The sequence below is a fragment of the Microbacterium xanthum genome, from assembly GCF_034531355.1.
Lineage (GTDB): Bacteria > Actinomycetota > Actinomycetes > Actinomycetales > Microbacteriaceae > Microbacterium > Microbacterium xanthum.
Genome location: NZ_JAWHUE010000003.1, coordinates 423,413 through 449,601 on the forward strand (window position 1 = coordinate 423,413; position 26,189 = coordinate 449,601).

Genomic DNA, 26,189 nt, shown 5'->3' on the forward strand with positions numbered 1-26,189 from the left:
CGCTAGCGGTCCGCACACCGCACGACCCGGCGCCGAAGGCGCGGTGCACGGTCAGCGCGTGTAGAGCTGCGCGGTGCAGCCCGGCGAGTAGTCCACGCGCCCGTCCGAGGTCATCCTCACCCACTGAACGCCCCACTCGTGTGCGAGGCGTGGCCCGCCGTCGAAGAACAGGGCCGTCGCCACCGCGTCGGCGTGCATCGCATCCTCGCCGACGGCCCATGTCGCCACCACCGTGTCCACCGGCCGTCCGGTCCGACCGTCGATCACGTGGTGCAGGCCGTCCCCCCACGCTCGACGATTCGTCGCCGACGCGCACAAGGCCGCATCACGGATCTCCCACACGCCGACGACCCGGTGGCGGTCGTACGGATGCTCCAGCCCGATCCGCTCCGTGACTCCGCGGGTGCGAAGATCTCCGCTGCCATCGACCGTGACCGGTCCCCGCAGCCCCGACAGCTCCGCGAAGACGAGGTCGACCAACCGGCCCTTGCCGAGGGACCCCACATCGAGGACGGCGGGTCGCGCGAGCTCGATTCGGTCCTCCGACCAGGAGAGCACCTCCCGCCAGCCGGGTGCGGGGCGCGGTGGCCCCGCACGGAGGGTGAGGGCGGCGTCGTATCCGATCGCCTGGAGGGCGTCGCCGGCCAGTGGGGTCACCGCATCGCCGGTGGCATCCGCAGCCGCGGCGAGCGTGTCGAGCATCGCGAGCGTGTCGCGCGGGGCACGGACCGCTCCCTCGCCTGCAGCGAGCCGGGCGACGCTCGAGTCGTCCCGGAATCGTGACCAATCCCGGTCGAACTCCCGCACCACGGTCAGGATCCGATGCCGGTCGGCCTCGTCGACGGCGGCGGCGGTGTCGACGCGCCAGGGCACCCCGATGGCCTCGAAGTCCCACGAGACGCACGGGGGAAGGGCGCTCACGCCGCGGCGTCCGCCTTGATCTCGTCCAGCGCCTGGGCGAAACCGCCGCTGGTGAGGGAGGAGCCTGCGACCCGCGAGACGGAGACCTCGTCGATGTCCTTCCCGACGACCTCGGCCTCGACACCGCCGATGAATTCGGACTGGTATCGCTCGGACTCGGCGTTGGTGGGCTCCCCCACGACCTCCACCGCGGTGACGACATCGTCTGCCAGGGTCACCGTCACGGTGACGCTCTCGACGGACTCGGGCGTCGCGTACGAGCCCTCCGCCGTGTACGTGCCGTCCGCGTAGGAGACCGCTTCGGACGTGCCCTCGTCGCCGCCGGCGGTGTCTGAGGCCGCCCCGCTGGTTGCGCTGGAGCATCCAGCCAGCACGGCTGCGCCGAGCACTCCGAGGCTCGCGGCGGTCAGGCGGGCGGGTGTGGCGACGCGGACGGACATGGCCTCTCCTCGGTTCGGGCGGTTGCCCCTACCTTGACAGCGCGAGCGCATCGGGGGGCCTGTCGGCGCTATGAATGCGCTGTGGAAGCGCGACTCACGCGGCGCCGTTGAACATGCTCGTGACCGAACCGTCTTCGAACACCTCGTGGATCGCCCGCGCCAGAAGGGGCGCGATCGGCAGCACCGTCAGCGTCGGGAAGCGCTTGTCGTCGGGAATCGGCACCGTGTCGGTGACGACCACCTCGTCGATCGCATCGCTCTGGAGGCGCTGTGAGGCAGGATCGCTGAAGATCGCATGAGTGGCCGCGACGATGACGCGCAGCGCCCCGTTCGCTTTGAGCGCCTCGGCGGCCTTCACGATCGTGCCGCCGGTGTCGATCATGTCGTCGACGAGAAGGCAGACGCGCCCTTCCACATCGCCGACGATCTCGTTGACGGTGACCTGATTGGCGACATTGGGGTCGCGCCGCTTGTGGATGATCGCCAACGGTGCGCCGAGGCTGTCGGACCAGGTGTCGGCGACACGCACACGGCCGGTGTCGGGCGAGACGACCGTGAGCTGCTCACGGTCTGCGGCGGAGAGGTTCTGTTCGAAGTACTCCAGCAGGACCGGTTTGGCGAAGAGGTGGTCGACGGGCCCGTCGAAGAAGCCCTGGATCTGCGCCGCGTGCAGGTCGACGCTCATGACGCGGTCCGCCCCCGCCGTCTTCAGCAGGTCCGCGACCAGACGCCCGCTGATGGGCTCACGACCGCGGCCCTTCTTGTCCTGGCGCGAATACGGATAGTACGGCGCGACGACGGTGATGCGCTTCGCGGATGCCCGCTTGGCGGCGTCGAGCATGATCAGCACCTCCATGATCCACTCGTTCACCGGAGGTCCGAACGACTGGATGAGGAAGACGTCGCATCCGCGGATGGACACCTCGAACCGGGTCAGGATCTCCCCCGAGGCGAAGGTGCGGTACTCGGTGGGCACCAGCTCGGTGCCCAGCGCCGTTGCGACGTCCTCGGCGAGAGCGTGGTGCGAGCGACCCGAGGCCACCACCAGCCGCTTCTTCGTCTTCGCGACCAGCCCGGGGGCGACCTCGTGCTCCCGATCGAGCTCGACCGTCTTCTTCTTACGCGCCATCGTCCGCTTTCTGTGCCGACTGGGCCTTCGCCGCCGCCTCCGCGGCTCCGGTACCCGGCCTGTTCTTCTCGACCCATCCCTCGACGTTGCGCTGGGGGGCCACGCTCAACGCCAGTGCACCCGGGGGGACGTCCTTGCGGATGACCGCTCCCGCGCCTGTCTTCGCGCCGTCACCGATTCTAACGGGGGCCACGAAGACGTTGTGCGAGCCGCTGTGCACCTCGTTCCCGATCACCGTGCGGTGCTTGGCGAGATCGTCGTAGTTGGCGGTGATCGCACCGGCGCCGAGGTTGACACCCGCACCGATGTCGGTGTCGCCGATGTAGGAGAGGTGCGGGACTTTGCTGCGCTCACCGATCACGGAGTTCTTGACTTCCACGAAGGTGCCCACCTTGCCGCGACGGCCGAGCTCCGCGCCCGGTCGCAGATACGCGAAGGGACCCACCGTGGCGCCCTCGCCGATGATCGCGAAGGTCGCATCCGTCCGGGTGACCGTCGCGCCGGCGCCGACCTCGCATCCGACCAGGCTCGTGTCGGGACCGATCGTGGCACCTTCGCCGATCGTCGTCGCCCGCAGCACCTGGGTGCCGGGCAGCAGCGTCACATCGGGTGCGAGGGTCGCCGTGACATCGATCCAGGTCGTCGCCGGGTCGAGGACGGTGACCCCCTCGAGCTGCCAATGGCGGACCGTGCGGGCATTGAGGGCCCGCGCCGCTTCGGACAGCTGCACCCGATCGTTCACGCCGAGCGCGGCCGCGGTGTCGGGGGCGACCGCCGCCGCGACCGGGCGCTGCGCGGCGCGCGCAAGCGCCACGACATCGGTGAGGTACTTCTCGCCCTGGGCGTTGTCGGTGCCGATCTCGGCGAGGTGCATGCGCAGGGCCTCGATCGCGAAGACATACACGCCGGCGTTGATCTCGCCCACGCCGCGCTCGTCGTCGGTCGCATCCTTCTGCTCGACGATGCGCAGGACGTCACCGGAAGCGTCTCGGATCACGCGCCCGTAGCCGGTGGCATCCTCCAGCAGCGCGCTCATCACGGTGACACCCGCCGAGCGGTTCCGATGCGCGTCGACGAGGGCGGCCAGCGTCTCGGCCTGCAGCAGCGGGACGTCGCCGCTGAGCACGACCACGTCGCCGTCGAAGTCGACGAGCGCATCCAACGCGACCTCCACGGCGCGCCCCGTGCCCGGAACGTCGTCCTGGTCGACGACGATCGCCTCGGGCGCCTCGTCGAGGATCTCGGCGGCGACGAGATCGCGCTCATGCCGTACCACCGTGACCACGCGCGACGGCTGGAGAGCACGCGCCGTGGCCAGCACGTGGCCGACCAGCGAGCGTCCCCCGATGCGGTGCAGCACCTTCGGGGTCGCGGACTTCATCCGCGTGCCCTGGCCCGCGGCCAGGACGATGACGGCCAACTGCGTGTCGGTGCTCACCATGCTCCGCCGCCAGGACTCGAACCTAGACCTCACAGCTCCAAAGGCTGTCGTGCTGCCATTACACCACGGCGGACCGCGGCCCCGTGGGGCCGCTCCCCCAGTCTGCCAGCCTTTCCGCTGTGCGTCCGCCGCACGCCGCCATCACAGACTCGCATGGGCCGCGACGCCCCCTGCCCGCGGGACCTCCACGCGCGGGAGCGCCCAGGCCGAGAACGCCGCACCGGCGGATTGCAGCTCGACCGCACCGTCGTCGCCGACCGCCAGTTCCGCGGGGCCGAACACGCGTCGCGCGCCGGCGGGCTCGAGGAGATCGCCCGGCTCGAGGACGACGCGCGCGGCCGCCCGCGAGGCCAGCACGAGCACCGCTTCGTGCGGGTGCTCGCGCACGAAGGCGATCGCGTCATCGCCCCGGTGCAGCCAGCGCAGACCGCCGGTTGCGAGAGCGGGGTGCGTGCGTCGCAGACGGATGAGGTCGCGATACAGATCGAGTCGCAGAGCGGTCTCCGGTTCGCTCTCGGTGCCCCAGGGCATCGGGGTGCGACTGGTCTCCCCGTCTGCGCCGGTCAGTCCGAACTCATCCCCCGCGAACAGAACCGGCAGTCCGGGCAGTGTCATCGACAGTCCGACGGCGACGGGAACCACCTCAGGGCGCGCATGAGTCGCGAAACGCGCGGTGTCATGGCTGTCCAGGGTCTGCATGTTCCCGAGACGCACACGCCAGGGGATCCCGGCGGTGAACCGCTCGACGGCGTCGACGAACTGCCGCCCGGTGTAGCGGGGGATGCCACCGAGGGGTTGACCGAAGAACCACGGCTCGGTGCGCATGGCCCCCTCGGCCGTGAGATACGGCTCCTCGGACGGCGTGCACAGCCAGCCCCAGAGCGGACGGGCGAAGGAGGGGTAGGTCATCGCACCATGCCACGCGTCGCCCGTGAGGTCCTGCGACGCGTCGTTGGTGATCTCGGCGATGAGGAGCGTGTCGGGGTTCACCTCGATCATCGTCCGGCGGAGCGTCTGCCGCACATCCGCGTTGAGGTCCACCTCGCCGAGGCGCCCGGTCATGTTCGCGACATCGATCCGCCACCCGTCCGCGTCGAAGGGCGGTGACAGCCACTTCGCAACGACCGAGTCCGGCCCCTCGATGAAACGCCGCCGTAGCTCGGCGGAGCCCCAGTTGAACTTCGGCAGCGACGGGGTGCCGAGCCACGACTCGTACGTGGTGTTGTCCGGATCGGTGAACAGGTAGAAGTCCGACTCAGGCGCCTCGGGCGAACCGAGGGCGGCCCGGAACCACTCGTGCCGATCGCCGGAGTGGTTGGTGGTGAGGTCGCCGATCACGCGGATGCCGCGTCGATGGGCCGCTTCGATGAGCCGGATGAGCGCCTCGTCGCCGCCGAGCAGGGGATCGACCTCGTCGAACCGTACCGCGTCGTAGCGGTGGTTCGACGCAGCCGGGAAGAAGGGCGTAAGGTACAGCAGGTTCACACCGAGGTTCACCAGGTGGTCCAGCCGCTCGGTGATGCCATCCAGATCGCCGCCGTACCACTGCTGCGAGCGGCCGGGCAGCACCGGGTCGACCGGGTCGCTCCACGACGCCGGGGTCGCCCAGTCGGGGGCCGCGCGGGAGTCTGCGTGCACCGATCGGGCGAATCGGTCGGGGAAGATCTGGTACATGACGGCGTCGGTCATCCACGCCGGCGGGGCCGGATGCGTGACGAGCGCGAAATCGTCGGCATCGCGCGTCTCGATGTCGTGCACACCGCTCTGGTTCACCCACTGCACACCACCGTCCCCCCGCACGATCAGCCATCGATAGCCGTGACGCGGATTGCGCACCGTGATCGACGCTTCCCACCACTCCCATGCGTGATCGACGCCCAGCGACCGAGCGGGAGTCCACTCCGGCTCGTGGTCAGGGTGTGCCAGGACCCGGACGGAGGCGGCGGGGCCGTCATCGTGCGGGACGCGCAGCCGCAGGACGACCGCCTCCCCGAGCGCGGGGCTCTGCGTGGACACGTACAGGGGGGATCCGTCATGGTGCGGCCGTCGAGGCATGGGCTCACCCTTCCTTCTATTTGACGCTGCCCGCGGTCAGCCCGCCGACGATGTACCGCTGCAGCGCGAGGAAGAGGGCCACCGGGATGATCGCCGCGAGAACGGCCCCCGCGGCGAACACGCTCCAGTTCTTGGAGAACTCGTCCGAGATGAACTTGTACAAGCCGACGGCCAGCGTCTGCTTCTCCGGATCGATGAGGATCACGCTGGCCAGCACGAATTCGCTGGAGGTGCCGATGAAGGAGAGCAGCCCGACGACCGCGAGGATCGGCGAGACCAGACGCAGGATGATCGTGAAGAAGATCCGGGCGTGTCCGGCCCCGTCGATCTTCGCCGCCTCGTCGATCGAGGCGGGGATGGTGTTGAAGAAGCCGTACATCAGGTACGTGTTCACCCCGAGCGCCCCGCCGAGATAGACCATGATCAGTCCGATCTGGGAGTTCAGACCGATCGCGGGGAAGATGTCGCCGATCGCCACCATCAGGAGGAAGATCGCGACGACGGCGAGAAGCTGCGGGAACATCTGCACCACGAGCAGAGTGGTCAGCCCGAAGCGGCGCCCGGTGAAGCGCATCCGCGAGAACGAATAGGCCGCGAGCGCCCCCAGCAGGACCGTGGCGGCCGCGGTGACCAGCCCGATCACGAGCGTGTTGACGAACCACGCACCATAGGGTTGCTGGGCGCTGGTGAACAGCTGTGCGTAGCTGTCGAGGCTGATGCGCTGGAACAGGCCGTTCGCGGTCAGCAGCGTTCCGTTCGGGTTGAAGGACGCCGACAGCACGTACAGCAGGGGGAAGATCGCGAAGATCCCGACGCCGATCCCGACGAGGTGGCGCCAGCCCGTCTCGCGGAAGTAGCGACGGAACGGTCGTCGCGTGTGGATGGCCTCCCCGCGCACGCCCGCTCCCGGACGTGTCGGGCCGGTTGCGGCGATCTGCCCGTCATCGTCTCCGACGTTGTCGAGCAGCCCCCGGGCTGCGCGGGCTCCTGGGCGGAAGTCACTCATGTCAGTTCAGCTCCTCGAGGGCCTTGGTCTGCCGGAAGGCGATCACCGAGATCGTGCCCACGATCAGGAAGATCATGATCGAGAAGGCGCTGGCCAGACCGTAGTCGGCCGTGGAGCCCACGAAGGCGACCTTGTAGACCATGGTGATCAGGATGTCGGTGGCACCGACGTTCACTCCCGCCGCGGCATCGCGCGGGCCGCCCCCGGTGAGCATGTAGATCAGGCTGAAGTTGTTGAAGTTGTAGGCGAAGGATGCGATCAGCAACGGCGCGACGGCGACCAGCAGGAGCGGGAACTTGATGCTGCGGAACACCTGCCAGGCACTCGCGCCGTCCACCCGGGCCGCTTCCTGCAGCTCGTCGGGGATCGCCTGGAGCGCGCCCGTGCAGATCAGGAACATATAGGGGAAGCCGAGCCAGAGGTTCACCAGCAGGATGCTGAACTTGGCGAGCCACTCGTTGGTCAGCCACGGGATGTCCGCTCCGCCGAAGAGGACCACGTTCAGGAATCCGAACTCCTGATTCATCATCCCGGCCCACACGAGTGCGGACAGGAAGCCCGGAAACGCATACGGGAGGATCATCAGCACGCGGTAGTACTTCTTGGACTTCATGCGCGGGTCGTTGAAGACGATCGCGATGAACAGCCCGAGCACGAAAGTCGTCGCGACCGACAGAAAGGCGAAGACGAACGTCCAGACCAGGACGGACAGGAACGGTCCACGAATCGAATCCTCGGCGAACGCGCGCTCGAAGTTGTCCGTGCCGACCCAGATCCGCCATCCGGGGAGCAGCTCGGCGCCGTCCTCGGCGGTGAAGGCCCCGGTGCCGATGTCGGCGTAGACGACTCCCGTGCGCGTGTCGGTCATGGTGTCGGCTGTCTCGTCGTAGACGAGCTTGGAGGTGTACACGTACGCGGTGGAGCCGTCAGGAGTGCGCAGAGACCCGTCGTTCGGGTCATCGCTCATCGGCACCGCCATCGCCGCGATCTCGCTCTGATTCGCCACGATGTCCGCGAACCCGAGGCTCGAGTACCCGTCGAGCCCGACGGCTTTTCCGCCGTCCATCTGCGCGTTCTCCACCGGAGCGAGGGGGTCGAGGTCGTTGCCGATCTCCACCGCCCCGGTGGGATCGGTGACGAGGAAGGACAGCTCGCCGAACTGCTCGACGATGGTGAGACCGTAGGCGGGTGAGTCCGGCACGCGTTCCTGCGCCTGGAGCAGAAGCGCGTTGACAGCCGAGTCCTTGTCCGCGTTGTGGCCGGTGCCGTAGTTCGTGAAGGCGACGTACGCGGTGTACCCGGCGGCGAAGATCTGGAAGACGAACAGGAAGATGAGGCCCGGGATGAGGTACTTCGCGGGCAGGTTCCCCCGACTGAAGTACACGTAGTTGGCGAAGCCGGTGACCAGGAGGATCACGACGATCGGCACCCACTGCTCACTCTGCAGGAGCACGACCACCGAGTAGAGAGCCAGCGCGTCGATGACCCCCATGGCGAGGATCTTCACGAGCAGCACCTTCCACCCGACCGACGCGTGATCGGCCATTCTGCGCGCGCGCGACGAGGGTTTCGGGTCGTGGCCCGCAGCGGTGGTCTCGCTGTCGTCAGTGACCGGAGCAGACATCTTCATCCCTTTCGGACAGGCTCCGGTGGGGGCGGCGCACCGCCCCCACCGGAGGGAGATCACTCGATCGCAGCCTGGACGTCGTCCGCCATCTGCGTCCACAGAGCCGGCGCGTCACCACCGTTGATGATGGCTCCTTCCGTCACGCCCCAGAACTGCCAGACCGAACCCATCTCGGGGATGCTCGGCATCGGTACGGCATTGGCGCCGACCTCGCCGAAGCCGGCGACCACCGGGTCGCTGGCGACGACCTCGTCGAACGCGGCCGTCAGGGCGGGCGCTCGCCCGCCGACCTCGTACAGCGCCATCTGCACATCAGGACTTCCGATGTAGTTGACGAGGAACTCGTTGGCGGCGAGAGGGTTCTCGCTCTCGCTGCTGAGGAAGAAGCCCTGCACACCGGCGAACGGCTGCGCGTCCTGCCCCCCGGCCGAGGGGATCGGGTCGACGGCGAAGGACACCCCGGCTTCTTCGATCGCGGGCACGTTCCACGGTCCGGTCAGGAAGTAGGGCGCCGCACCCGACGTGAAGTTCTCCAGCGCGAGATCACCGGTGATGTTCGTGTTGAGGACCCCGCTCGCGCCCTGTTCGCCGAGCCACTCGGCGAAGGCGACGCCGCCGTCGTTGCCGAGCTGGAGGTCGTCGGGGTTGTAGCTTCCGTCCGCGTTCGTGCCGAAGACCGGCGCCCCGAAGGACGTCTGGAACGGATAGAGGTGGTACGGGTCGGCAGCCTCGGGGTCCAACCCCACGAGGAGCTGATACTCGGTGCCCGCGGCGTCGGCCTTAGCGAGCATGTCGTCGTAGTCGGTGGCGACCTCGTCGACGAGGTCGGTGTTGCGCACGAGCGCGATGTTCTCGATCGAGTAGGGGACGGCGTAGGTCTGTCCGTCGTAGGCCCACGCGTCGAGAGCCACGTCTTCGAAGTCGCCTGCGGTGTCGCCGAGTTCGACGGGGGCGACGACGCCATTGGTGACGAGGACGCCCAGCCAGTCGTGGGCGCCGACGGCGATGTCCGGCCCCTCGCCGGTCGGCACCTGCTGCACGAACTGGTCACGGATCTCGCCGAACTCCTTCTGGACCAGCTCGACCTCGACACCGCTGGTCGCGGTGAAGTCCGCGGCGACCTCTTCCATCACGCCCGCGCGGTCCGCGTCCACCCAGACCGTGATCGAGCCGGCCATCGCGGCGTCGTCGGTCGTCGAGTCCTCGTCCGTGGCCCCGGCTGAGCAGCCGGCCAGTGTCAGCGACGAAACGGCCACGATCCCGCCGAGTGCCGCAATGCTCCTCGTACTCACCTTCATCGGTGTCTACCTCTCTTGGTTGCTCGTTCACGCCCCATTGACGCGCCGACCGCCCGGCAGTCGTCGCCGGATTGTGCAATCGCTTACATGTGTATCAGCACCTCCCCGCCCGCTCTAGACCTGAGCACAGCTGATACCTATTCGTGATGTTCGGTGATCATCATGGTGAACCCGGCGACCTCGGGGTGGGCAGTCTCAAGAGGTACGTGTCGATTCGCCCGCCAGCGCGGGGGTGGACCAGGAATGTCCTTGCGTGCGATGTAAGCGCTTGTACTACGCTGTGCGCCATGTCTTCTGCACAGGACCCTCGCTGGTGGCGTTCGGCGGTCATTTATCAGATCTATCCGCGGTCGTTTGCGGATTCGTCGGGTGATGGGGTGGGGGATCTGCGGGGGGTGACCGCGCATCTGGATGATCTGGCCTCGTTGGGGGTGGACGCGTTGTGGTTGAGTCCGTTCCAGGTCTCGCCGCAGAAGGATGCCGGTTACGATGTGGCCGATTACTGCGATGTGGATCCGATCTTCGGCAGCCTCGCGGATTTCGATGAGATGCTCGCCGGTGCGCACGCCCGGGGTATCCGGATCATCGTGGATCTGGTGCCGAACCATTCCTCGGACCAGCATGCGTGGTTCCAGCAGGCGTTGACCGCGGGCCCGGGCAGTGCCGAGCGGGCCCGGTACGTGTTCCGTGACGGGAAGGGCGAGGACGGTGAGGTTCCGCCGAACAACTGGGAGTCCGTGTTCGGTGGGCCCGCGTGGAGCCGGGTCACCGAACCCGACGGGACGCCCGGGCAGTGGTACCTGCACCTCTTCGACGCGTCACAACCCGATTTCGACTGGTCCAACCCCGAGGTTCGGGAGATGTTCCGCGGAGTGCTGCGGTTCTGGCTCGACCGCGGTGTCGATGGATTCCGGGTCGATGTCGCCCACGGCCTGGTGAAGGCCGACGGGCTCCCCGATTACACCCCGCCGGCCGATACCGGCTCCATGGGAGGCGAACAGGCCGACGTGCCCTACTGGGGCCAACCGGGCGTGCACGAAATCTGGCGGGACTGGCGCACCGTGCTCGAGGAATACGACGGCGACCGGGCCCTGTGCGCAGAAGCATGGATGCCCAGCCCCGACATCACCGCACTATGGGTCCGCCCCGACGAGATGCACCAGGCGTTCAACTTCCCCTACCTCGAAACCCCCTGGAACGCCCCCGCACTCCGGAAGGTGATCACCGACTCCCTCCGCGCCTTCGGCGGCGTCGGAGCCCCCGCCACCTGGGTCCTGTCCAACCACGACGTCGTCCGCCACGCCTCCCGACTCGCCCTCACCGCGGAAAACCCCCAAGGCGCCGGCATCGGACCCGACAGCCCCGGCAAACCCGACCCGATCATCGGAATCGCCCGCGCCCGCGCCGCCACAACCCTCATGCTCGCCCTCCCCGGCTCCGCCTACCTCTACCAAGGCGAAGAACTCGGCCTCCCCGAAGTGATCGACCTCCCCGACCACGCACGCCAAGACCCCACCTGGTTCCGCACGAACGGGCAACGCTACGGCCGCGACGGCTGCCGCGTCCCGATCCCCTGGACCTCCACCGCCCCCGCCTACGGCTTCAGCCCCGACGGCGCATCCTGGCTACCGCAACCAGAAGAATTCGCCACCCTCGCCCGCGACATCCAGGAAACCGACCCCGACTCCACACTCTGGCTCTACCGCACCCTCCTCGCCGAACGACGCGAACGCCACCTCGGCACCGGCACCCTGACCTGGCTCAACGAATACCCCGACGACATCATCGCGTTCCGCAACGGCACCCTCACCATCCTCGCCAACACCGGCACCCACCCCGCCCCCCTGCCACCCGGCACCATCATCGCCCAATCCGGCCCCCTCCCCCACGGCACCCTCCCCCCCGACACCACCGCCTGGCTCACCACCCCCTGACCACCCCCACACCACACACCCCCCACGAGCATGGGATAGTCGACGAGATGGTGAGTATCGACGATGTCGCCCGCGAGGCCGGAGTCTCGACCGCGACGGTCTCGCGGACGCTGAGCGGCAAGAACAACGTCTCGGACGCGACACGTGCCCGTGTCGAGTCCGCGGTGAAGACGCTCGGCTACTCGGTGTCGGCGTCCGCGTCGAATCTGGCCTCCGGCCGCACCCGTACGATCGGCGTGATCGTCCCCTTCCTGGACAGATGGTTCTTCACGGTGATCCTCAGCGGGATCGCCGCGGCACTGGCACGCGAGGGCTACGACATCACGCTGCACCACGTCGCCGGTGACGCCGCCCACCGACGCGACATCCTCGACGGATTCCTGCGGCGACGGCGCGTCGATGGGATCATCGCGGTGTCGATCGAGCTCGACGAGCGGGAGACCGACGGCCTACTGTCCTTGGGGATCCCGGTCATCGCCGTCGGTGGGCCGAACCCCCGCATCCCGACCCTCTCGGTCGATGATGTCCAACTGGCGAGACTGGCGACCGAGCACCTCCTCACGCTCGGGCACGAACGTCTCGCCCATATCGGCGCCGACCCGGATTTCGACCTGGACTTCCACATCCCCACCCGGAGATGGCAGGGGTTCCTCCAGGCCCTCGCGGACGCGGGGATCTCCCCCCCGCCGACGCACTATGAACCGGCCGATTTCACCGTCGAGGGCGGCTACCACGCCGCGAAGCAGATCCTCGGCCGACCCGGCGCCCGCCCGACCGCGATCTTCGCCGCCTCGGACGAGATGGCCATCGGTGCGATCCTCGCTGCGAAGGATCTCGGATTCCGGGTGCCGGAGGACATGTCGGTCGTGGGCATCGACGGCCACGAACTCGGTGGGTTCTTCCAGCTCACGACCGTCGACCAGTTCCCGCTGCAGCAAGGCGAACGCGCCGCCGTGGCCATTCTCGATCAGTTGAACACCCCTCGAGCGTTCGTCGAGCACCGTGAGGACTCGCCGTATGAGCTGATCGTCCGCGGGAGTACCGCGCGCCCGTCGACGCTCCGCGATGACTGAGCCGCTGCGTCGATCCTCGTCATCCGGCCGACGACACCCGCGATAATGGACCGATGAGCACCCCCTCCGACGAAGTGGACCGCATCGTCGGCGCGTGGGGATCTCAGCGTCCCGACCTGGATTTCTCCCCCCTCGAGGTCCTCTCGCGCGTCGACCGCCTGTCGCGGCATCTCGACCGGGCCCGTCGGGAGGCCTTCCAGCGCAGCGAGCTCGAGCCATGGGAGTGGGACGTGCTGTCCGCACTGCGGCGGGCCGGTGACCCCTTTCAGCTGAGCCCCAAGCAGTTGTTGACCCAGACCCTCGTCTCGAGCGGGACGATGACCAACCGGATCGATCGGCTCGTGGCGCGCCGACTCGTGCGGCGCGAGGCCGACCCGGTCGATGGACGCAGCATCCTGGTGACACTGACCGACGACGGACGCACGCGGGTGGACGCCGCCATCACCCGCTTGGTGGACGCCGAGGCGCTGCTGCTGCACGCGTTGTCGGCCTCGGACCGGGACCGCCTGGCCGCGCTGTTGCGCAAACTCAGTCTCGGGTTCGACGCAGCATCTGTCAGCCCGCCTGCTCCGTGAGGGCGAACCACGCCTCTTCGACCTCGTCGCGCTCGGTCTCCATGGCGGTGATCTTGGCCATCTCCTCGCCGAGGCCGACGTAGTCAGACTGATCGTGGTCGGCGAGCGCGGAGCGGGCGGAGTCGATGGCTTTCTCCAGCTTCTCCAGCCGGCGCTCCAGCGATGCCATCTCCTTCTGAGCCGCCCGCCGTTCCGCGCCGGACAACCCCGCGCTCGTGCCGCCCGTCGACGACACGGGCGCGCTCCCGCCATCCCGCTCTTCGAGCGCGCGAAGGCGCAGGTACTCGTCGACCCCGCCGGGCAGATGCCGCAGGTGTCCGCCGAGGATCGCGTACTGCTGATCGGTCACACGCTCCAGGAAATAGCGGTCGTGGGAGACGACCAGCAGCGTCCCCGGCCAGGAGTCGAGAAGGTCTTCCATGGCGGCGAGCATGTCGGTGTCGAGGTCGTTGGTCGGCTCGTCCAAGATCAGCACATTCGGCTGCTCGAGTAGGATGAGCAGCAACTGCAATCGACGCTTCTGCCCTCCCGAGAGGTCCTTCACCGGGGTGGACAGCTGCGCACTCGCGAACCCCATCCGTTCGAGCAGCTGCCCCGGGGTGAGCTCCTGCGCCTTTGACCCCGCCCCGAAGGTGTACGTCGTGCGAAGACGCCCGACGACGACCCGCACGGGCTCGTCGAGGTGCTCGTCGAGCTCGTCCAAGCGCTGAGTGAGCGTCGCGACCTGCACGGTCTTGCCTCGCTTGACCCGGCCCGCGGTGGCCTCGACCTCGCCGGAGACGAGCCCCAGCAGGGTCGACTTGCCGGCACCGTTGACCCCGAGGATCCCGGTGCGCTCCCCCGGTGCGATGCGCCACTCCACGGGGTGGAGGATCGTCCGCTCGTCGCCGGTGAGCGGGTCGGGATAGACCACCGACGCGTCCAGCAGGTCCACCACGTCCTTCCCCAGTCGGGAGACGGCCAGCGATTGCAGCGACACGGCGTCGCGGATCTCCGGCACATCCTCGATCAGTTCGTTGGCCGCATCGATGCGGAACTTCGGCTTGGATGTGCGGGCGGGGGCACCGCGCCGGAGCCAGGCGAGCTCCTTGCGCGCGAGGTTGCGCCGGCGCTGTTCGATGGCCGCCGCCTGACGGTCGCGTTCGACGCGTTGCAGGATGTAGGCCGCATACCCGCCCTCGAAGGGCTCGACGATCCGGTCATGGACCTCCCAGGTCTTCGTGCACACCTCGTCGAGGAACCACCGGTCGTGGGTGACGACCAGGAGCGCACCGGAACCCGCGGACCAGCGCCGCTTGATGTGATCGGCCAGCCACGAGATCGCCTCGACGTCGAGGTGGTTGGTCGGCTCGTCCAGGAAGAGCACCTCGTGATCTTCGGAGAGCAGTCGCGCGAGCGCGACGCGCCGCCGCTGGCCCCCGGAGAGATCCCGCACCGGCGCTTCCCAGGGAAGAGCCCCCAGGAGGCCGCCGATCACGTCGCGCACCCGGGCGTCCCCCGCCCACTCGTGCTCGGGCCGGTCGCCGACGACGGCCTGCGCGACCGTCATCGCGTCATCGAGCGTGTCGGCCTGGTCGAGGACGCCCACGCGGACACCGCCGCGGACGGTGACCCGCCCGCCGTCCGGCTCGAGCCGACCGGCGAGCATGGCGAGCAGACTCGACTTGCCATCGCCGTTGCGCCCCACGATGCCGATGCGGTCCCCCTCGTCGACGCCGAGCGAGACGGAGTCGAAGACCACACGGGTCGGGAATTCCAGGTGCAGGGCCTCGGCCCCGAGAAGATGCGCCATAGACCTTCCAGGCTACGCGGTGGCGGGGCCATGCCCGCCAGGACTCCCGCGCGTTGATACCCCCAGGGGTATGTTAGAGTCGACCCCGAAGCATACCCCGGGGGGTATTGAAAGGAGCACCATGCGCATCATCGTCGTCGGAGGCGTCGCCGCGGGCATGAGCGCGGCCGCGCGGGCCCGCCGCCTGGACGAGTCGGCAGAGATCATCGTCCTCGAACGCGGCTCGGAGGTGTCCTTCGCCAATTGCGGCCTCCCCTACCACCTGAGCGGTGAGATCGCCGAGGCGGAAGACCTCCTTCTGCACACGCCCGCCTCGCTCCGCGCCGCTCTCGATCTCGACGTTCGCCTGCGTCACGACGTCATCGGGATCGACCCCGACGCCAAGACGGTCACCGCCACCACGCCCGATGGTGCCGTCGAGATCCCTTACGACGCGCTCATCCTCACGCCGGGAGCGGCGGCACTGCGCCCTCCGCTTCCCGGCCTGGACTCGGCCCGCGTCCGCACTCTGCGGACCGTCGGGGACGCCGTGGCGCTGCGCCAGCAGGTCACCGCCGGCGCACGCCGCGCGGTGGTGCTCGGCGCCGGCTTCATCGGTGTCGAAGCGGCCGAGGCGCTGCGCGCGGCAGGCTTGACGGTGGATGTCGTCGAGCTCGCTCCGCACGCCCTCCCACCGCTCGAACGCGAACTGGCCACCCTCGTCCACGACGAGCTCGGCGCACTCGGCATCACGGTGCACGCGGGGGTGGCCGCCGAGTCGATCGAGTCCGACGACGCCGCGGACCATGTCCGTCTCGCGGATGGCACGGTCCTCGACGCCGACCTCGTCGTCCTGTCCGTGGGCGTCCGCCCCGACACCGCTTTCGCGGCGGACGCGGGCATCGAGACGCTGCGGGAGGCGATGATCGTGGACGACCGCGGGCGCACCTCCGTCGCCGATGTGTGGGCCGCCGGCGACGCCACCGTCAGCATCGACGCCGTCACCGGAGTCGCGCGCCCCGTCGCCTTGGCAGGCCCCGCCAACCGCGCCGGACGCCTCATCGCCGACGACATCCTCGGCGGGGACACCACCGCGCGCCGCATCCCGGCGGCCCTCGGCACCGCGATCGTCCGGGTGGGGTCCCTCACCGTCGCGATGACCGGCGCCAACCGGCAGAGCCTCGACGACGCGCAGATCCCCTACGAGACGATCCATCTGCACCCCAATCAGCACGCGGGGTACTTCCCCGGGGCCGCGCCCGTCCACCTGCTCGCTCACATCGATCCCACCGACGGCCGGATCCTCGGCGCCCAGGCCGCGGGCGTCGAAGGCATCGACAAGAGGATCGACGTCATCGCGACCGCGATGCGGGGCGACCTCCGCGCTCCGGACCTCATCGACCTCGACCTCAGCTACTCGCCGCCCTACGGCTCGGCGAAGGACGCGGTGAACATGCTGGGCATGGTCGCCGAGAACGTCGTCACCGGCCGACTCCGTCTGTGGCACGCGGCAGATGCCGTCGACGGGTCGGATGCGCTGATCCTCGACGTGCGCACGCGCGCGGAGTTCGCCACCGGCCACCTGCCCGGCGCGCTGAACATCCCCCACACCGACCTGCGCGAGCGCATCGACGATGTGCGCGACGCCGCCGATGGCCGCCCGGTCCGCGTTCTGTGCGCCGCCGGTGTCCGATCCCACATCGCCCACCGCGTCCTCGTGGCGCACGGCTTCGATTCGACGTCGCTGTCCGGCGGCACCCGCACCCTCCGGCAGTGGTTCGGGGACGCCGTCGACGACGTCCTGGTCACCGAAGGAGTCCTCGCGTGATGATCACCGGCACCCCCGAAGAGCAAGCCGCCGCCCGCAAGAAGATCGTCCACCGGCTCCGACGTGCGCAGGGGCAGCTGAACGCGGTCATCAACGCCGTGGAATCGGACGCCAGCTGCCGCGAGGTCGTCACGCAGCTGGCCGCCGTCACCAGCGCCCTGGACCGCGCTGGATTCGCCATCGTGTCCACGGCCATGCGCGACTGCGTCATCGACCCCGACGGCGCGGAAGCGACCGAGGGCCTGACCGTCGACGAGCTCGAGAGACTCTTCCTCACGCTCGCCTGACCCCGAACCTCCCGAAAGGAGCACGACATGTGTCGACAGGTCACCTGCAAGACCTGCGGAAAAGCGACCTGGGCCGGCTGCGGCCAGCACGTCGAGCACGCGCTCGCCGGCGTCCCCCGGGCCCAGCGGTGCGCCGGTCATGAGACCCCCGCGAAGAAGGGCTTCTGGAGCGCCTTCCTCCGCTGAACCGCTCTACCGAGCTGCCCCCGTTCGCGCCGAGCGGCCCCTTTCGCGCCGAGCGGCCCCGTTCCACCCGTCAGCAAAGGGCCCGGTCGGCGACAACGGGGCGGCTCGGCGCAGGAGCACACGAACGAAGGGGCCCCACCGTCGTGACGGTGGGGCCCCTTCGTCGTTCGGGTCAGCTGAGGCCGTTCTCCGAGAGCCACTGAGCCGCGATGTCGGAAGCCGACATCTCGTCCTCCGTGCTCTGGACGTTCATGGCGACGAGCGCTTCGGGCGTCAGCGCCGCACTGACGGCGTCGATCGTCTCGGCGATCTCGTCGGCGATGTCGGCGTTGACCACGGGGACGACGTTCGAGGCCAGGAAAAGACCCTCGGGATCCTCGAGCACGACGAGGTCCTGCGTCTGGATCCGCGGGTCGGCCGTGTAGACATTGGCCACGTTCACGGTTCCGGCGACGAGGTCCTGCACAGTCGTGTCACCGGTGGCCGAGAACTCCACCGACACGCCGTACGTCTCCTCGAGGCCGGCGGGACCGTACGGCCGCTCGGCGAGCTCGGGCGGGCCGCCGAGGGTCAGCGTCTCATCGACGTCGGCCAGATCGGCGATGCTGGTCAGCCCGTTCGCGTCCGCGAACTCCGCGGTGACCGTGTACGAGTCCTGGTCGCTCGCGCTGGACTGCTCGAGCACCGTCAGGCTCTCGGGCAGCGCATCGGGCAGGGCCGCGTAGACATCCTCCGCGGTGCGGGCCTCGGTCTCGGGGTCGAAGAACTGCAGCAGGTTCCCCGAGTACTCCGGGAACACATCGACCGACCCGTCCTCGAGGGCGGGGATGTAGGCGTCGCGCTGTCCGATGCTGAACTGCCGCTCCACCTCGAATCCCGCGCCTTCGAGAGCCTGCGCGTAGATCTCGGCGATGATCTCGTTGGAGTAATACGCCTGCGAGCCGACGACGATGGTGCTGTCATCGCCGGAATCCCCCGACGTGTCGCCGCTGTCGTCGAGCGGATCGCTCGACGAGCATCCGGCCAGGACGAGTGCGACCGACGCCGCCAGAGCTGCTCCTGCCGCGACCTTGGACCTGCGTGCTGTGAACATTGCTGTCTCCTTCTGCTGTGTTGAGGACGTACCTGCGGTGGTGGGAACGGATGCGGGGGGCGCGGCTCACGCGGCGGGCGCGGGCCGCCCGCGGCGAGCCGCCCGGTTGCCGGACGCGGCCTTGATGCCACGCGGGACGACCGCGTGCTGGATTAAGGCGAACAATCCGTCGAGGATGAGGGCCAGAGCCGCGACGAGCAACGCGCCACCGAGCACCATCTCGATGCGGCGCAGCGCGATGCCCGTGATGATGTACTGCCCGAGGCCGCCGAGGCCGATGTAGGCGGCGATCGTAACGGTCGCGACGACCTGCAGCGTCCCGGCACGAAGCCCGGCGACCAGCAACGGCAGGCCGAGCGGCGCCTCGATCTTGCCGAGGATCTGCCACTCGGTCATGCCGGTGGCGCGTCCGGCGTCGATCACGCGTCGGTCGATGGCCTCGAGCCCCGCGTAGGCGCCCGCGAGGACGGACGGGATCGCGAGGATCACGAACGACGCGACGGCCGCTTCGGCTTTGTGGAGGACGCCGAAGACCAGGACGAGCAACAGGATCAACCCGAAGGAAGGAATCGCCCGGGCCGCACCGGAGATCGTCACCGCCAGTTCGCGGCCCTTCCCCGTATGTCCGATGAGCCATCCGACGGGGATCGCGACGACCGCTGCGATCGCGACCGAGAAGAAAGTGAACCCCAGGTGTTCGAGGACGGCCAGGCCGATCGGGGACAGGCCGGCTCCGGGCTCCCCGGAGAAGATCCAGGCGACGGCGTCGACGAACAGGTTCATGCCGCCGTCTCCTGTGTGCCCATCCGCAGGATGCGCTTCCGGGACCGGTTGCGACTCCACGGCATGAGCGCCCGCCCGCCCAGCACCAGAAGCCCGTCGATCACGAGGGCGATGACCATGACCGCGACCACTCCCGCGGCGATCTCGGCGATGATCTCGCGCTGGTAGCCGTTGGTGAACAGGTATCCCAGGTTCGTGACGCCGACGAGGATCCCGACCGTCGCGAGCGAGATGGTGCTGACAGCCGCGACGCGAAGTCCCGAGAGGATCACCGGTCCGGCGAGGGGAAGTTCGACGGCGAAGAAGCGACGGAACGCCGCATACCCCATCGCGGTGGACGCCTGACGCACGGAGGGGTCGACCGAGTCCAGCCCGTCGGCCACCGATCGCACGAGCAGGGCGATCGCGTAGATGGTCAGGGCCACGATCAGATTGGTGTCGCTGAACAGGTTGTAGCCGAACACCGACGGCAACAGGATGAGCAGCGCCAGCGAGGGGATCGTGTAGAGAAGCCCCGTGATGGTGATGATGCTGCTGCGCACGAGCTTGTAGCGCCACGCCACCCATCCCAGCGGGACCGACAGGAGGAAGCCGAGAACGATCGGGATGATGCTCTGACGCAGGTGGATGAGCGTCAATTCGCCGATGAGGTCGAGGTTGTCGAGAACCCAGTCCACGTCACGCGCCGTCCTCGACGAGCGCCCCCTGAGCGCGCCCTTCGCCGTCGACGACGACAGTGCCGCGATCGGTCCGCTTCAGGCGGAGTGCGCGCTTTCCCTTGTCCGCGCCGATGAAGCTCTCCACGAACGCGGTCGCCGGAGCCTCGGTGATGTCGTTCGGGGTGCCGATCTGCGCGACCTCGGCGCCCTTCTCGAGGATGACGACCTGGTCGCCGAGGAGGAAGGCCTCGTCGATGTCATGGGTGACGAAAACGATGGTCTTGCCGATCTCGCGCTGCAGCCGCAGAAGCTCTTCCTGAAGCTCGGCGCGGACGATCGGGTCGACGGCGCCGAAAGGCTCGTCCATGAGGAGGATGTTCGGATCGGCGGCCAGGCCCCGCGCGACGCCCACCCGCTGCTGCTGACCGCCGGAGAGCTGACTCGGGTACCGCTTGGCCATGGATCGGTCCAGCCCGACGGTGTCCATCAGCTCGAGCGCACGGGAACGCGCTTCACGGCGCGGCGTGCCGCGCAGCACCGGCACCGTCGTGATGTTGTCGAGGACGGTGAAATGCGGCAGCAGACCCGAGTTCTGCATCACGTAACCGATGCTCCGGCGAAGGCGGACGGGGTCGCGGCCGGCGATGTCCTCCCCGTCGATCGTGATGGTGCCGCTGGAGGGCTCGACCATCCGGTTGATCATGCGCAGCAGGGTGGTCTTGCCCGACCCGGAGGACCCGACCAGCACGGTCGTGCGATGCGGAGGGATGTGGACGGTGAACTCCCCGACGGCTCTCGTGCCGTCCGGGAAGACCTTCGTGACGTCGCGGAAGGCGATCCCGCCGGGGGCGTCGCCGGACGGGTCGGGTGTGGTCTCGGCCATCATCGCTCTCTGTCGTCGTGGGCGTCAATCGCGTCGTTCGCGTCGCAAACCACCGGTCGGCCGCAGCGCAGCCGATGCCGGGTCAGGAGATCTCGACGCTCCGGTCGAACGCGATGAACCCCGCGAAATCCGAGCCGACCCGATCGGCCGCGCCGGGGCGAAGGTCGGGATAGGCCCATGCTCCGTCTTCGAGCGTCTGCCCTCCGGCGGCGACGTGGTAGTACTGCGCGGCGCCTTTCCAGGGACAGGTGTAGGCGGTCGGGCTCGGCGAGAGCGCACTGGAGACCACGCTGACGGGCGGCCAGTACCAGTTGCCCTCGATGCGGACGAGGTCGTTCTCATCGGCTTCGGCGATCACCGTGCCGTTCAGTCGTGCCTTCATGGTTCCTCCCGAGGGACGTCTCCCCCACCGTAGCGGCTGAGAACGACACCTGGGCGGGAAGGCGATGGAGATTGCGCCCGCCGCGCGGATGGGATATGCGTCCGTCACATGATCCGCGCGCCGTGGACCGGCCCGTGCACGTGGAGTGCGTCGTACCCGGAGGCCGACAGCGACATCTGCACGTCCAGGGCCTCCTCGGGACCGTCGGCCAGGAATGCCACGGTGGGGCCGGATCCCGAGACCAGCCCGGTCAGCGCCCCGGCGCGCTCTCCCCGTTCGAGGAGCTCGCGCAGATCGGGTCGCAGGGTCAGCGCCGCCGCCTGCAGGTCGTTGCGCGCGTGGGCGGCGAGCGCGACCGCATCACCGGACCGGAGGGCGTGCAGGACGCCGGGGTCGACCGTTGGCGAGCCGGCTGCCGGACGGATGTCCGGACGGCGTCGCATCTCATCCAACCGCGTGTAGACCTCCGGTGTGGACAGCCCCTCGCGGGAGGTGACGATCACCCAATCGAAGCGCCCTTTCGCGAGAGCGGGGCTGAGTCGATCTCCGCGACCGATTCCCACCGCCGTCCCTCCCATGAGAGCGAACGGCACATCCGCACCCAATCGCGCGGCGAGGCGGTGCAGCTCCGCCGATCCGAGATCGCCGCCCCACAGCGCGTCGCAGGCGATGAGCGCGGCCGCGGCGTCGGCGGACCCTCCGCCCATGCCGCCGGCCACCGGCACCTGCTTGACGATCTCGAGGTGGACGCCTCCATCGTGCCCCAGGCGCTGAGCGAGCAGGCGGGCCGCGCGCAGCGCGAGGTTGCGGTCATCGGAGGGGACGTCCCCGACGAAAACGGACCCGCTCATGCTCACCCGGAAGCCGTCCGCGGGGGTGGCGTACACGTCCTCCCAGAGGGAGACGGCCTGATACGCCGAAGCCACATCGTGATAGCCGTCGTCCTGCACCGCACCGACCTCGAAGAAGAGGTTCAGTTTGCCGGGCGCGCGCGCGTGCACGCGGTCGAAGACGGCCGACGTGCTCACAGCGTCGCCGAGTCCGCCCAGAGATCCACGTCGATGCCGCCGGCGAGCGCGTCGATGCGCTCCAGTTCCTCGCCGGTGAACGGCGGGCCCTCCAGCGCGGCGAGGTTCTCGTCCAGCTGCGCGGTACGGGAGGCGCCGATCAGCGCCGAGGCGACGACACGGTCCCGCAGCACCCACTGCAACGCCATCTGCGCGAGCGATTGCCCCCGTTCCTGCGCCACGGCATTCAACGCGCGCAGGGTCGACACACCCGCCTCGGACAATCCGCCCGACGGCAGCGAAGACCGCTGCTGGGCCCGTTCGGCGCGTCCGTCGCCGAGGTACTTGTCGGTGAGCAGGCCCTGCGCGAGCGGGGTGAAGGCGATCGCCCCCATCCCCTCCTCGGTGAGGGTGCGCGTCAACCCGTCCTCGACCCAACGGTTGAGGATCGAGTAAGCGGGCTGGTGGATGACCAGGGGCGTGCCCAGCGAGCGGGCGACCTCCGACGCCTCGGCGGTGCGCTCCGCGCTGTACGACGAGATGCCGACGTAGAGCGCCTTCCCCTGGCGCACCAGGGTGTCCAGAGCCGCCACCGTCTCGGCGACCGGTGTGACGGGGTCGGCTCGGTGCGAATAGAAGATGTCGACATACTCCAGGCCCATGCGTGTGAGGGACTGTTCGGCACTGGCCAGGAGGTACTTGCGCGAGCCGAAGTCGCCGTACGGGCCCGGCCACATGTCCCACCCCGCCTTGGACGAGATGATGAGCTCGTCGCGGTAGGGGCGGAGGTCCTCGGCGAAGATGCGCCCGAAGTTCTTCTCGGCGGCCCCGTAGGGCGGGCCGTAATTGTTCGCCAGGTCGAAGTGCGTGATCCCCCGGTCGAACGCGTGCCGGAGCAGCTCCCGCTGGGAATCCAGCGGGATGTTGTCGCCGAAGTTCCACCACAGTCCGAGGGAGATCGGAGGCAGGTACAGACCGGATGCGCCAACCTGCCGGTAGCCCCGCCCGTCATAGCGATCCGGGGCCGCGGCGTACGGCCGGTGGAGGTCGGGGACATCGCTTCGGAAGCGGGACGCGTCGCTCATGGTTCGAGGCTAGCGCGCGGAATCGGAAGGCGGCGCCCGGGCCCGACAACTGATTCGGCACCGTCGGCGCAGGTCCGCCGCGATCCCCATGAACACGGGGGAAACAGTGCTGTAATAGTTTCCTCGTAAGGTTGCTTCGTCGGCGCCGATCGCGCCGTGCTCCACCAGAAGGAATCGCCATGACCGTCGTGTCTTCCCTGCCGCTCGAGCGGCATCCCTGGTCCTCGCTCCTCCAGCGCGACGATGTCGTCGTCGACCGTGGCCTGCTGCACCTGTTGCACGACACCGTGACGCCCGACCGCGCCCGCGCGATGGACCTCCTCCTCGTCGCCGATCTGCTCGAATCCGCCGGCGTGCGCGTCCACCTCATCCGGCACGACCGGCACACCCCCGCGCTGGTGGTCGACCTCGACCAACGCGAGGCGGTGCACAACGCCCTCGCCCGCGCGTGCGAGACCGAACCCCTGCACGTGAAACCCAAGGGCGGCACCGCGACTCTGGCCGTCGACGCCGATCCGTTCCCCGATTCCCCCGCGGCGATCCGCGTGTATCGCCCGCGGATCGCGCGCACCGGCGGGCTCCGCTATGGCGCCACCACCGGCGTCCGCCTGCAGTTCTGGCGGTTCGGCGATGAGGTGACCGAGGCCCCGGTCGACAACGTGTTCTCGCGCCGGCGCACGTCGACGCGCGACCTGGTGGCCACGACCGTCGAAGAAGAGGGGCGCACGTGGCGCACCTGGGAGGGGATGTTCGATGTCCAGCCGGACGAATTCACCGGCGACGTCGACATCGTCTTCTCGTGGGTGGACGGCTCTTCGACGGACTTCCAGCGTCAGCGGGCCGCGCGCATGGCCGGGTACGTCGTCGGAGCGGGGGACGACGGACCGGCCCGGTACCGCCACGTCGACGAGCTTCGCTACGCCCTGCGCAGCGTGCACATGTACGCCCCCTGGGTGCGCCGCATCTTCATCGCCACCGACTCCCCCGCCCCGGGGTGGCTCGTCGACCACCCCAAAGTGACCATCGTGCGCAGCGAAGAGTTCTTCGCCGACACATCGACCCTCCCCACCCATAACTCCCACGCCGTCGAAGCGCAGCTGCATCGCATCCCCGGACTGGCCGAGCACTTCCTGTACTCCAACGACGACATGTTCTTCGGTCGACGTGTCCATCCGGAGATGTTCTTCACCCCGGCCGGTGTGACGAAGTTCGTCGAGTGCGACGTGCGGATCGGCGCCGGCGATCCCGCCACCCACCGCAGCGGCCACGACAACGGGCTGCGGGTCAACCGCGCCCTGTTGCGGGAACGGTTCGGCCGCACCATCACCCGCGACCTCGAGCACTGTGCGACGCCGCTGCGCCGAAGCATTCTGGCAGAACTGGAGGCCGCGTTCCCCGACGACTTCGCCCGAACGGCCGGATCGCGGTTCCGCTCCGCATCGGACATCTCCGTCACCAACAGCCTGTACCACTACTACGCCCTCATGACCGGCCGCGCGGTGCCGACCACGCGTCCGCGCACCCGCTACGTCCAGACCACCATGCTCAGCGGGCTGCGTCGCATGGAACGGCTGGCGGACCGTGATCAGGTCGATATGTTCTGCCTGAACGACGGCGGCGAGGTGGAGGTGCCCGAAGACGTCCGCGCGCACACCGTGCGCGCGACGCTGGAAAGCATGTTCCCCGTCCCGGCGCCGTGGGAGAAGGTCGAGGTCAGGACCGGCTCAGGTCGTCGCGACGCTCCGGAGCACGCCCGCGCGACGGCGAGCTGAAAGGACGCACCCCGGCATCGTCAAGCCGACGCTGCGCCTCGAGGGGATCGATGTACTCCAGCACCTGCGGAACGTCGACGGGAACGACCGAGTGGACCACGGTGTCGTCGTAGACGTGCACCAGGTTGTACGACTGTGCGCCGTCTTGCGGACGAGTCCCGCCGACCGGGACGGTCAGATCCTGGGCATAGCAGGTCGACGATGCCACCGAGACCGGGATGCCCGCGAACGTCGCGAAGGTGGAGTAGTGCAGGTGGCCGGCGATGATGGCCCGCACATCGGTGCCCCGCAGCACCGTCGCCAATCGGCGCTGATCGCGCAGCTCCACGCTCGCGGCGAGGTCGAGCACAGCCGGAACCGGTGGATGATGCATGGCCAGTACGGTCCCCAACGGCGCGGGCTCGGCGAGCACCTCGCGCAGCCAGGAGAGCTGCGCCTCGGTCACCTCGCCGTGGTGGCGCCCGGGCACCGTGCTGTCGAGGGTGACGATCCGAAGCCCGTCGATCTCGTCGACCCGGTCGACAGGTTCGATGCCACCGCCGTGGTCGTCGAGAAGGCGAGAACGGAACACCGCGCGATCATCGTGGTTCCCCATGACCCACAGCAGCCGTGCATCGAGGGCCGCCGCCGCGGGCTCGACGAGCTCGCGAAGGCGACGGTACGCCTCGCCCTCGCCCAGGTCGGCGAGGTCGCCGGTGAAGATCAGCGCATCCGGCCTCACACCGGACGCGACGATCTTCTCGAGCGTGCGCTGCATCCGCTCGCCGCCGTCGATCAGGTCGAACAGGCGGTCGCCGGCTGCACGCAGGTGCGTGTCGCTGAGGTGGAGCAGGGTCCGGTCGGGCGCCGGGTATTCCGCGGTGTGCATCGCTTCATCTCCCACCTCGGGGTCGAGCCGAGGTTGCCGAGAATGTTACCGGCATGTTTCGCACTTCGGGTGCGACACGGGTGAAC

24 protein-coding genes and 1 tRNA gene are annotated in these 26,189 nt (G+C 68.9%); 7 read left to right on the forward strand and 18 right to left on the reverse strand.

Annotated features, from left to right (window positions below; all coding sequences use genetic code 11):
* Positions 1 to 51 precede the first annotated feature (51 nt).
* From RZO50_RS12100 to RZO50_RS12140, 9 genes are all read right to left on the reverse strand, one after another.
* Complete coding sequence (locus tag RZO50_RS12100; RefSeq protein WP_322599978.1) at positions 52 to 921, reverse strand: FAD:protein FMN transferase; 870 nt, start codon at positions 919 to 921, stop codon at positions 52 to 54.
* Positions 918 to 1,361: a hypothetical protein gene (locus RZO50_RS12105; protein WP_322599979.1), complete on the reverse strand. Its 444-nt coding sequence runs from the start codon at positions 1,359 to 1,361 to the stop codon at positions 918 to 920. The genes RZO50_RS12100 and RZO50_RS12105 overlap by 4 nt, the downstream gene beginning before the upstream one ends.
* A 94-nt stretch (positions 1,362 to 1,455) precedes the next feature.
* Entirely contained in the window at positions 1,456 to 2,490 is a 1,035-nt protein-coding gene (locus RZO50_RS12110; protein ID WP_322599980.1) for a ribose-phosphate diphosphokinase, read from the reverse strand.
* On the reverse strand, positions 2,480 to 3,928 hold the full coding sequence (gene glmU / locus RZO50_RS12115; protein ID WP_416211598.1) for a bifunctional UDP-N-acetylglucosamine diphosphorylase/glucosamine-1-phosphate N-acetyltransferase GlmU: 1,449 nt from the start codon (positions 3,926 to 3,928) through the stop codon (positions 2,480 to 2,482). Before glmU ends, RZO50_RS12110 begins: the two co-directional genes overlap by 11 nt.
* Before the next feature lie 4 nt (positions 3,929 to 3,932).
* Positions 3,933 to 4,004, reverse strand: a tRNA-Gln gene (locus tag RZO50_RS12120).
* A 68-nt stretch (positions 4,005 to 4,072) separates the two neighbouring features.
* Positions 4,073 to 5,986, reverse strand: coding sequence for a glycoside hydrolase family 13 protein (locus RZO50_RS12125; protein WP_322599982.1), 1,914 nt, complete (start codon positions 5,984 to 5,986; stop codon positions 4,073 to 4,075).
* Between the two features lie 16 nt (positions 5,987 to 6,002).
* Positions 6,003 to 6,992 (reverse strand): sugar ABC transporter permease, encoded by a 990-nt coding sequence (locus RZO50_RS12130; protein WP_322599983.1) that lies wholly within the window; start codon positions 6,990 to 6,992, stop codon positions 6,003 to 6,005.
* Position 6,993: 1 nt separating this feature from the next.
* On the reverse strand, positions 6,994 to 8,616 hold the full coding sequence (locus RZO50_RS12135; RefSeq protein WP_322599984.1) for an ABC transporter permease subunit: 1,623 nt from the start codon (positions 8,614 to 8,616) through the stop codon (positions 6,994 to 6,996).
* A 59-nt stretch (positions 8,617 to 8,675) separates the two neighbouring features.
* Positions 8,676 to 9,917, reverse strand: a complete 1,242-nt coding sequence (locus RZO50_RS12140) for a sugar ABC transporter substrate-binding protein (protein WP_322599985.1) — start codon at positions 9,915 to 9,917, stop codon at positions 8,676 to 8,678.
* 287 nt (positions 9,918 to 10,204) lie between these two features.
* Between RZO50_RS12140 and RZO50_RS12145 the strand changes: the two genes are divergently transcribed.
* Genes RZO50_RS12145 through RZO50_RS12155 form a run of 3 tightly spaced genes read left to right on the forward strand, consistent with a single transcriptional unit; the run spans position 10,205 to position 13,499 of the window.
* Positions 10,205 to 11,851, forward strand: coding sequence for a glycoside hydrolase family 13 protein (locus tag RZO50_RS12145; RefSeq protein ID WP_322599986.1), 1,647 nt, complete (start codon positions 10,205 to 10,207; stop codon positions 11,849 to 11,851).
* 47 nt (positions 11,852 to 11,898) lie between these two features.
* The gene (locus RZO50_RS12150) at positions 11,899 to 12,924 is read left to right on the forward strand and encodes a LacI family DNA-binding transcriptional regulator (RefSeq protein WP_322599987.1); all 1,026 of its coding nucleotides are present in this window, start codon (positions 11,899 to 11,901) and stop codon (positions 12,922 to 12,924) included.
* A gap of 53 nt (positions 12,925 to 12,977) precedes the next feature.
* Positions 12,978 to 13,499: a MarR family winged helix-turn-helix transcriptional regulator gene (locus RZO50_RS12155; RefSeq protein ID WP_322599988.1), complete on the forward strand. Its 522-nt coding sequence runs from the start codon at positions 12,978 to 12,980 to the stop codon at positions 13,497 to 13,499.
* Here the strand turns inward: RZO50_RS12155 and RZO50_RS12160 are convergent.
* The gene (locus RZO50_RS12160; protein WP_322599989.1) at positions 13,480 to 15,291 is read right to left on the reverse strand and encodes an ABC-F family ATP-binding cassette domain-containing protein; all 1,812 of its coding nucleotides are present in this window, start codon (positions 15,289 to 15,291) and stop codon (positions 13,480 to 13,482) included. The genes RZO50_RS12155 and RZO50_RS12160 overlap by 20 nt on opposite strands.
* A gap of 121 nt (positions 15,292 to 15,412) precedes the next feature.
* On the opposite strand from RZO50_RS12160, the gene RZO50_RS12165 reads away from it, so the two are divergent.
* The 3 genes from RZO50_RS12165 to RZO50_RS12175 are packed head-to-tail and all read left to right on the forward strand — an operon-like array spanning position 15,413 to position 17,571.
* Positions 15,413 to 17,098, forward strand: coding sequence for an FAD-dependent oxidoreductase (locus RZO50_RS12165; protein ID WP_322599990.1), 1,686 nt, complete (start codon positions 15,413 to 15,415; stop codon positions 17,096 to 17,098).
* A complete protein-coding gene (locus tag RZO50_RS12170; RefSeq protein WP_322600034.1) occupies positions 17,098 to 17,385 on the forward strand; it encodes a metal-sensitive transcriptional regulator in 288 nt (95 codons plus the stop codon). Before RZO50_RS12165 ends, RZO50_RS12170 begins: the two co-directional genes overlap by 1 nt.
* Positions 17,386 to 17,412: 27 nt before the next feature.
* On the forward strand, positions 17,413 to 17,571 hold the full coding sequence (locus tag RZO50_RS12175; protein WP_322599991.1) for a hypothetical protein: 159 nt from the start codon (positions 17,413 to 17,415) through the stop codon (positions 17,569 to 17,571).
* Between the two features lie 172 nt (positions 17,572 to 17,743).
* Here RZO50_RS12175 and RZO50_RS12180 read toward each other — a convergent pair whose 3' ends face one another.
* From RZO50_RS12180 to RZO50_RS12210, 7 genes are all read right to left on the reverse strand, one after another.
* On the reverse strand, positions 17,744 to 18,664 hold the full coding sequence (locus tag RZO50_RS12180) for an ABC transporter substrate-binding protein (RefSeq protein WP_322599992.1): 921 nt from the start codon (positions 18,662 to 18,664) through the stop codon (positions 17,744 to 17,746).
* Between the two features lie 66 nt (positions 18,665 to 18,730).
* Positions 18,731 to 19,447 carry an ABC transporter permease gene (locus RZO50_RS12185; RefSeq protein ID WP_322599993.1) on the reverse strand — a complete coding sequence of 239 codons (717 nt, stop codon included), beginning with the start codon at positions 19,445 to 19,447 and terminating at the stop codon, positions 18,731 to 18,733.
* Positions 19,444 to 20,124 carry an ABC transporter permease gene (locus RZO50_RS12190; protein WP_322599994.1) on the reverse strand — a complete coding sequence of 227 codons (681 nt, stop codon included), beginning with the start codon at positions 20,122 to 20,124 and terminating at the stop codon, positions 19,444 to 19,446. Before RZO50_RS12190 ends, RZO50_RS12185 begins: the two co-directional genes overlap by 4 nt.
* Position 20,125: 1 nt before the next feature.
* Complete coding sequence (locus RZO50_RS12195; protein ID WP_322599995.1) at positions 20,126 to 20,989, reverse strand: ABC transporter ATP-binding protein; 864 nt, start codon at positions 20,987 to 20,989, stop codon at positions 20,126 to 20,128.
* An 82-nt stretch (positions 20,990 to 21,071) separates the two neighbouring features.
* Positions 21,072 to 21,371 carry a DUF427 domain-containing protein gene (locus RZO50_RS12200; RefSeq protein WP_322599996.1) on the reverse strand — a complete coding sequence of 100 codons (300 nt, stop codon included), beginning with the start codon at positions 21,369 to 21,371 and terminating at the stop codon, positions 21,072 to 21,074.
* A gap of 104 nt (positions 21,372 to 21,475) precedes the next feature.
* Positions 21,476 to 22,399: a 4-(cytidine 5'-diphospho)-2-C-methyl-D-erythritol kinase gene (locus tag RZO50_RS12205; protein ID WP_322599997.1), complete on the reverse strand. Its 924-nt coding sequence runs from the start codon at positions 22,397 to 22,399 to the stop codon at positions 21,476 to 21,478.
* Entirely contained in the window at positions 22,396 to 23,463 is a 1,068-nt protein-coding gene (locus RZO50_RS12210; RefSeq protein WP_322599998.1) for an aldo/keto reductase, read from the reverse strand. Before RZO50_RS12210 ends, RZO50_RS12205 begins: the two co-directional genes overlap by 4 nt.
* A gap of 179 nt (positions 23,464 to 23,642) precedes the next feature.
* Here RZO50_RS12210 and RZO50_RS12215 point away from each other — a divergent pair, with 179 nt between their 5' ends.
* On the forward strand, positions 23,643 to 25,235 hold the full coding sequence (locus tag RZO50_RS12215; RefSeq protein ID WP_322599999.1) for a stealth family protein: 1,593 nt from the start codon (positions 23,643 to 23,645) through the stop codon (positions 25,233 to 25,235).
* On the opposite strand, the gene RZO50_RS12220 is transcribed toward RZO50_RS12215, so the two are convergent.
* Positions 25,177 to 26,103 (reverse strand): phosphodiesterase, encoded by a 927-nt coding sequence (locus RZO50_RS12220; protein ID WP_322600000.1) that lies wholly within the window; start codon positions 26,101 to 26,103, stop codon positions 25,177 to 25,179. The genes RZO50_RS12215 and RZO50_RS12220 overlap by 59 nt on opposite strands.
* Positions 26,104 to 26,189 lie beyond the last annotated feature (86 nt).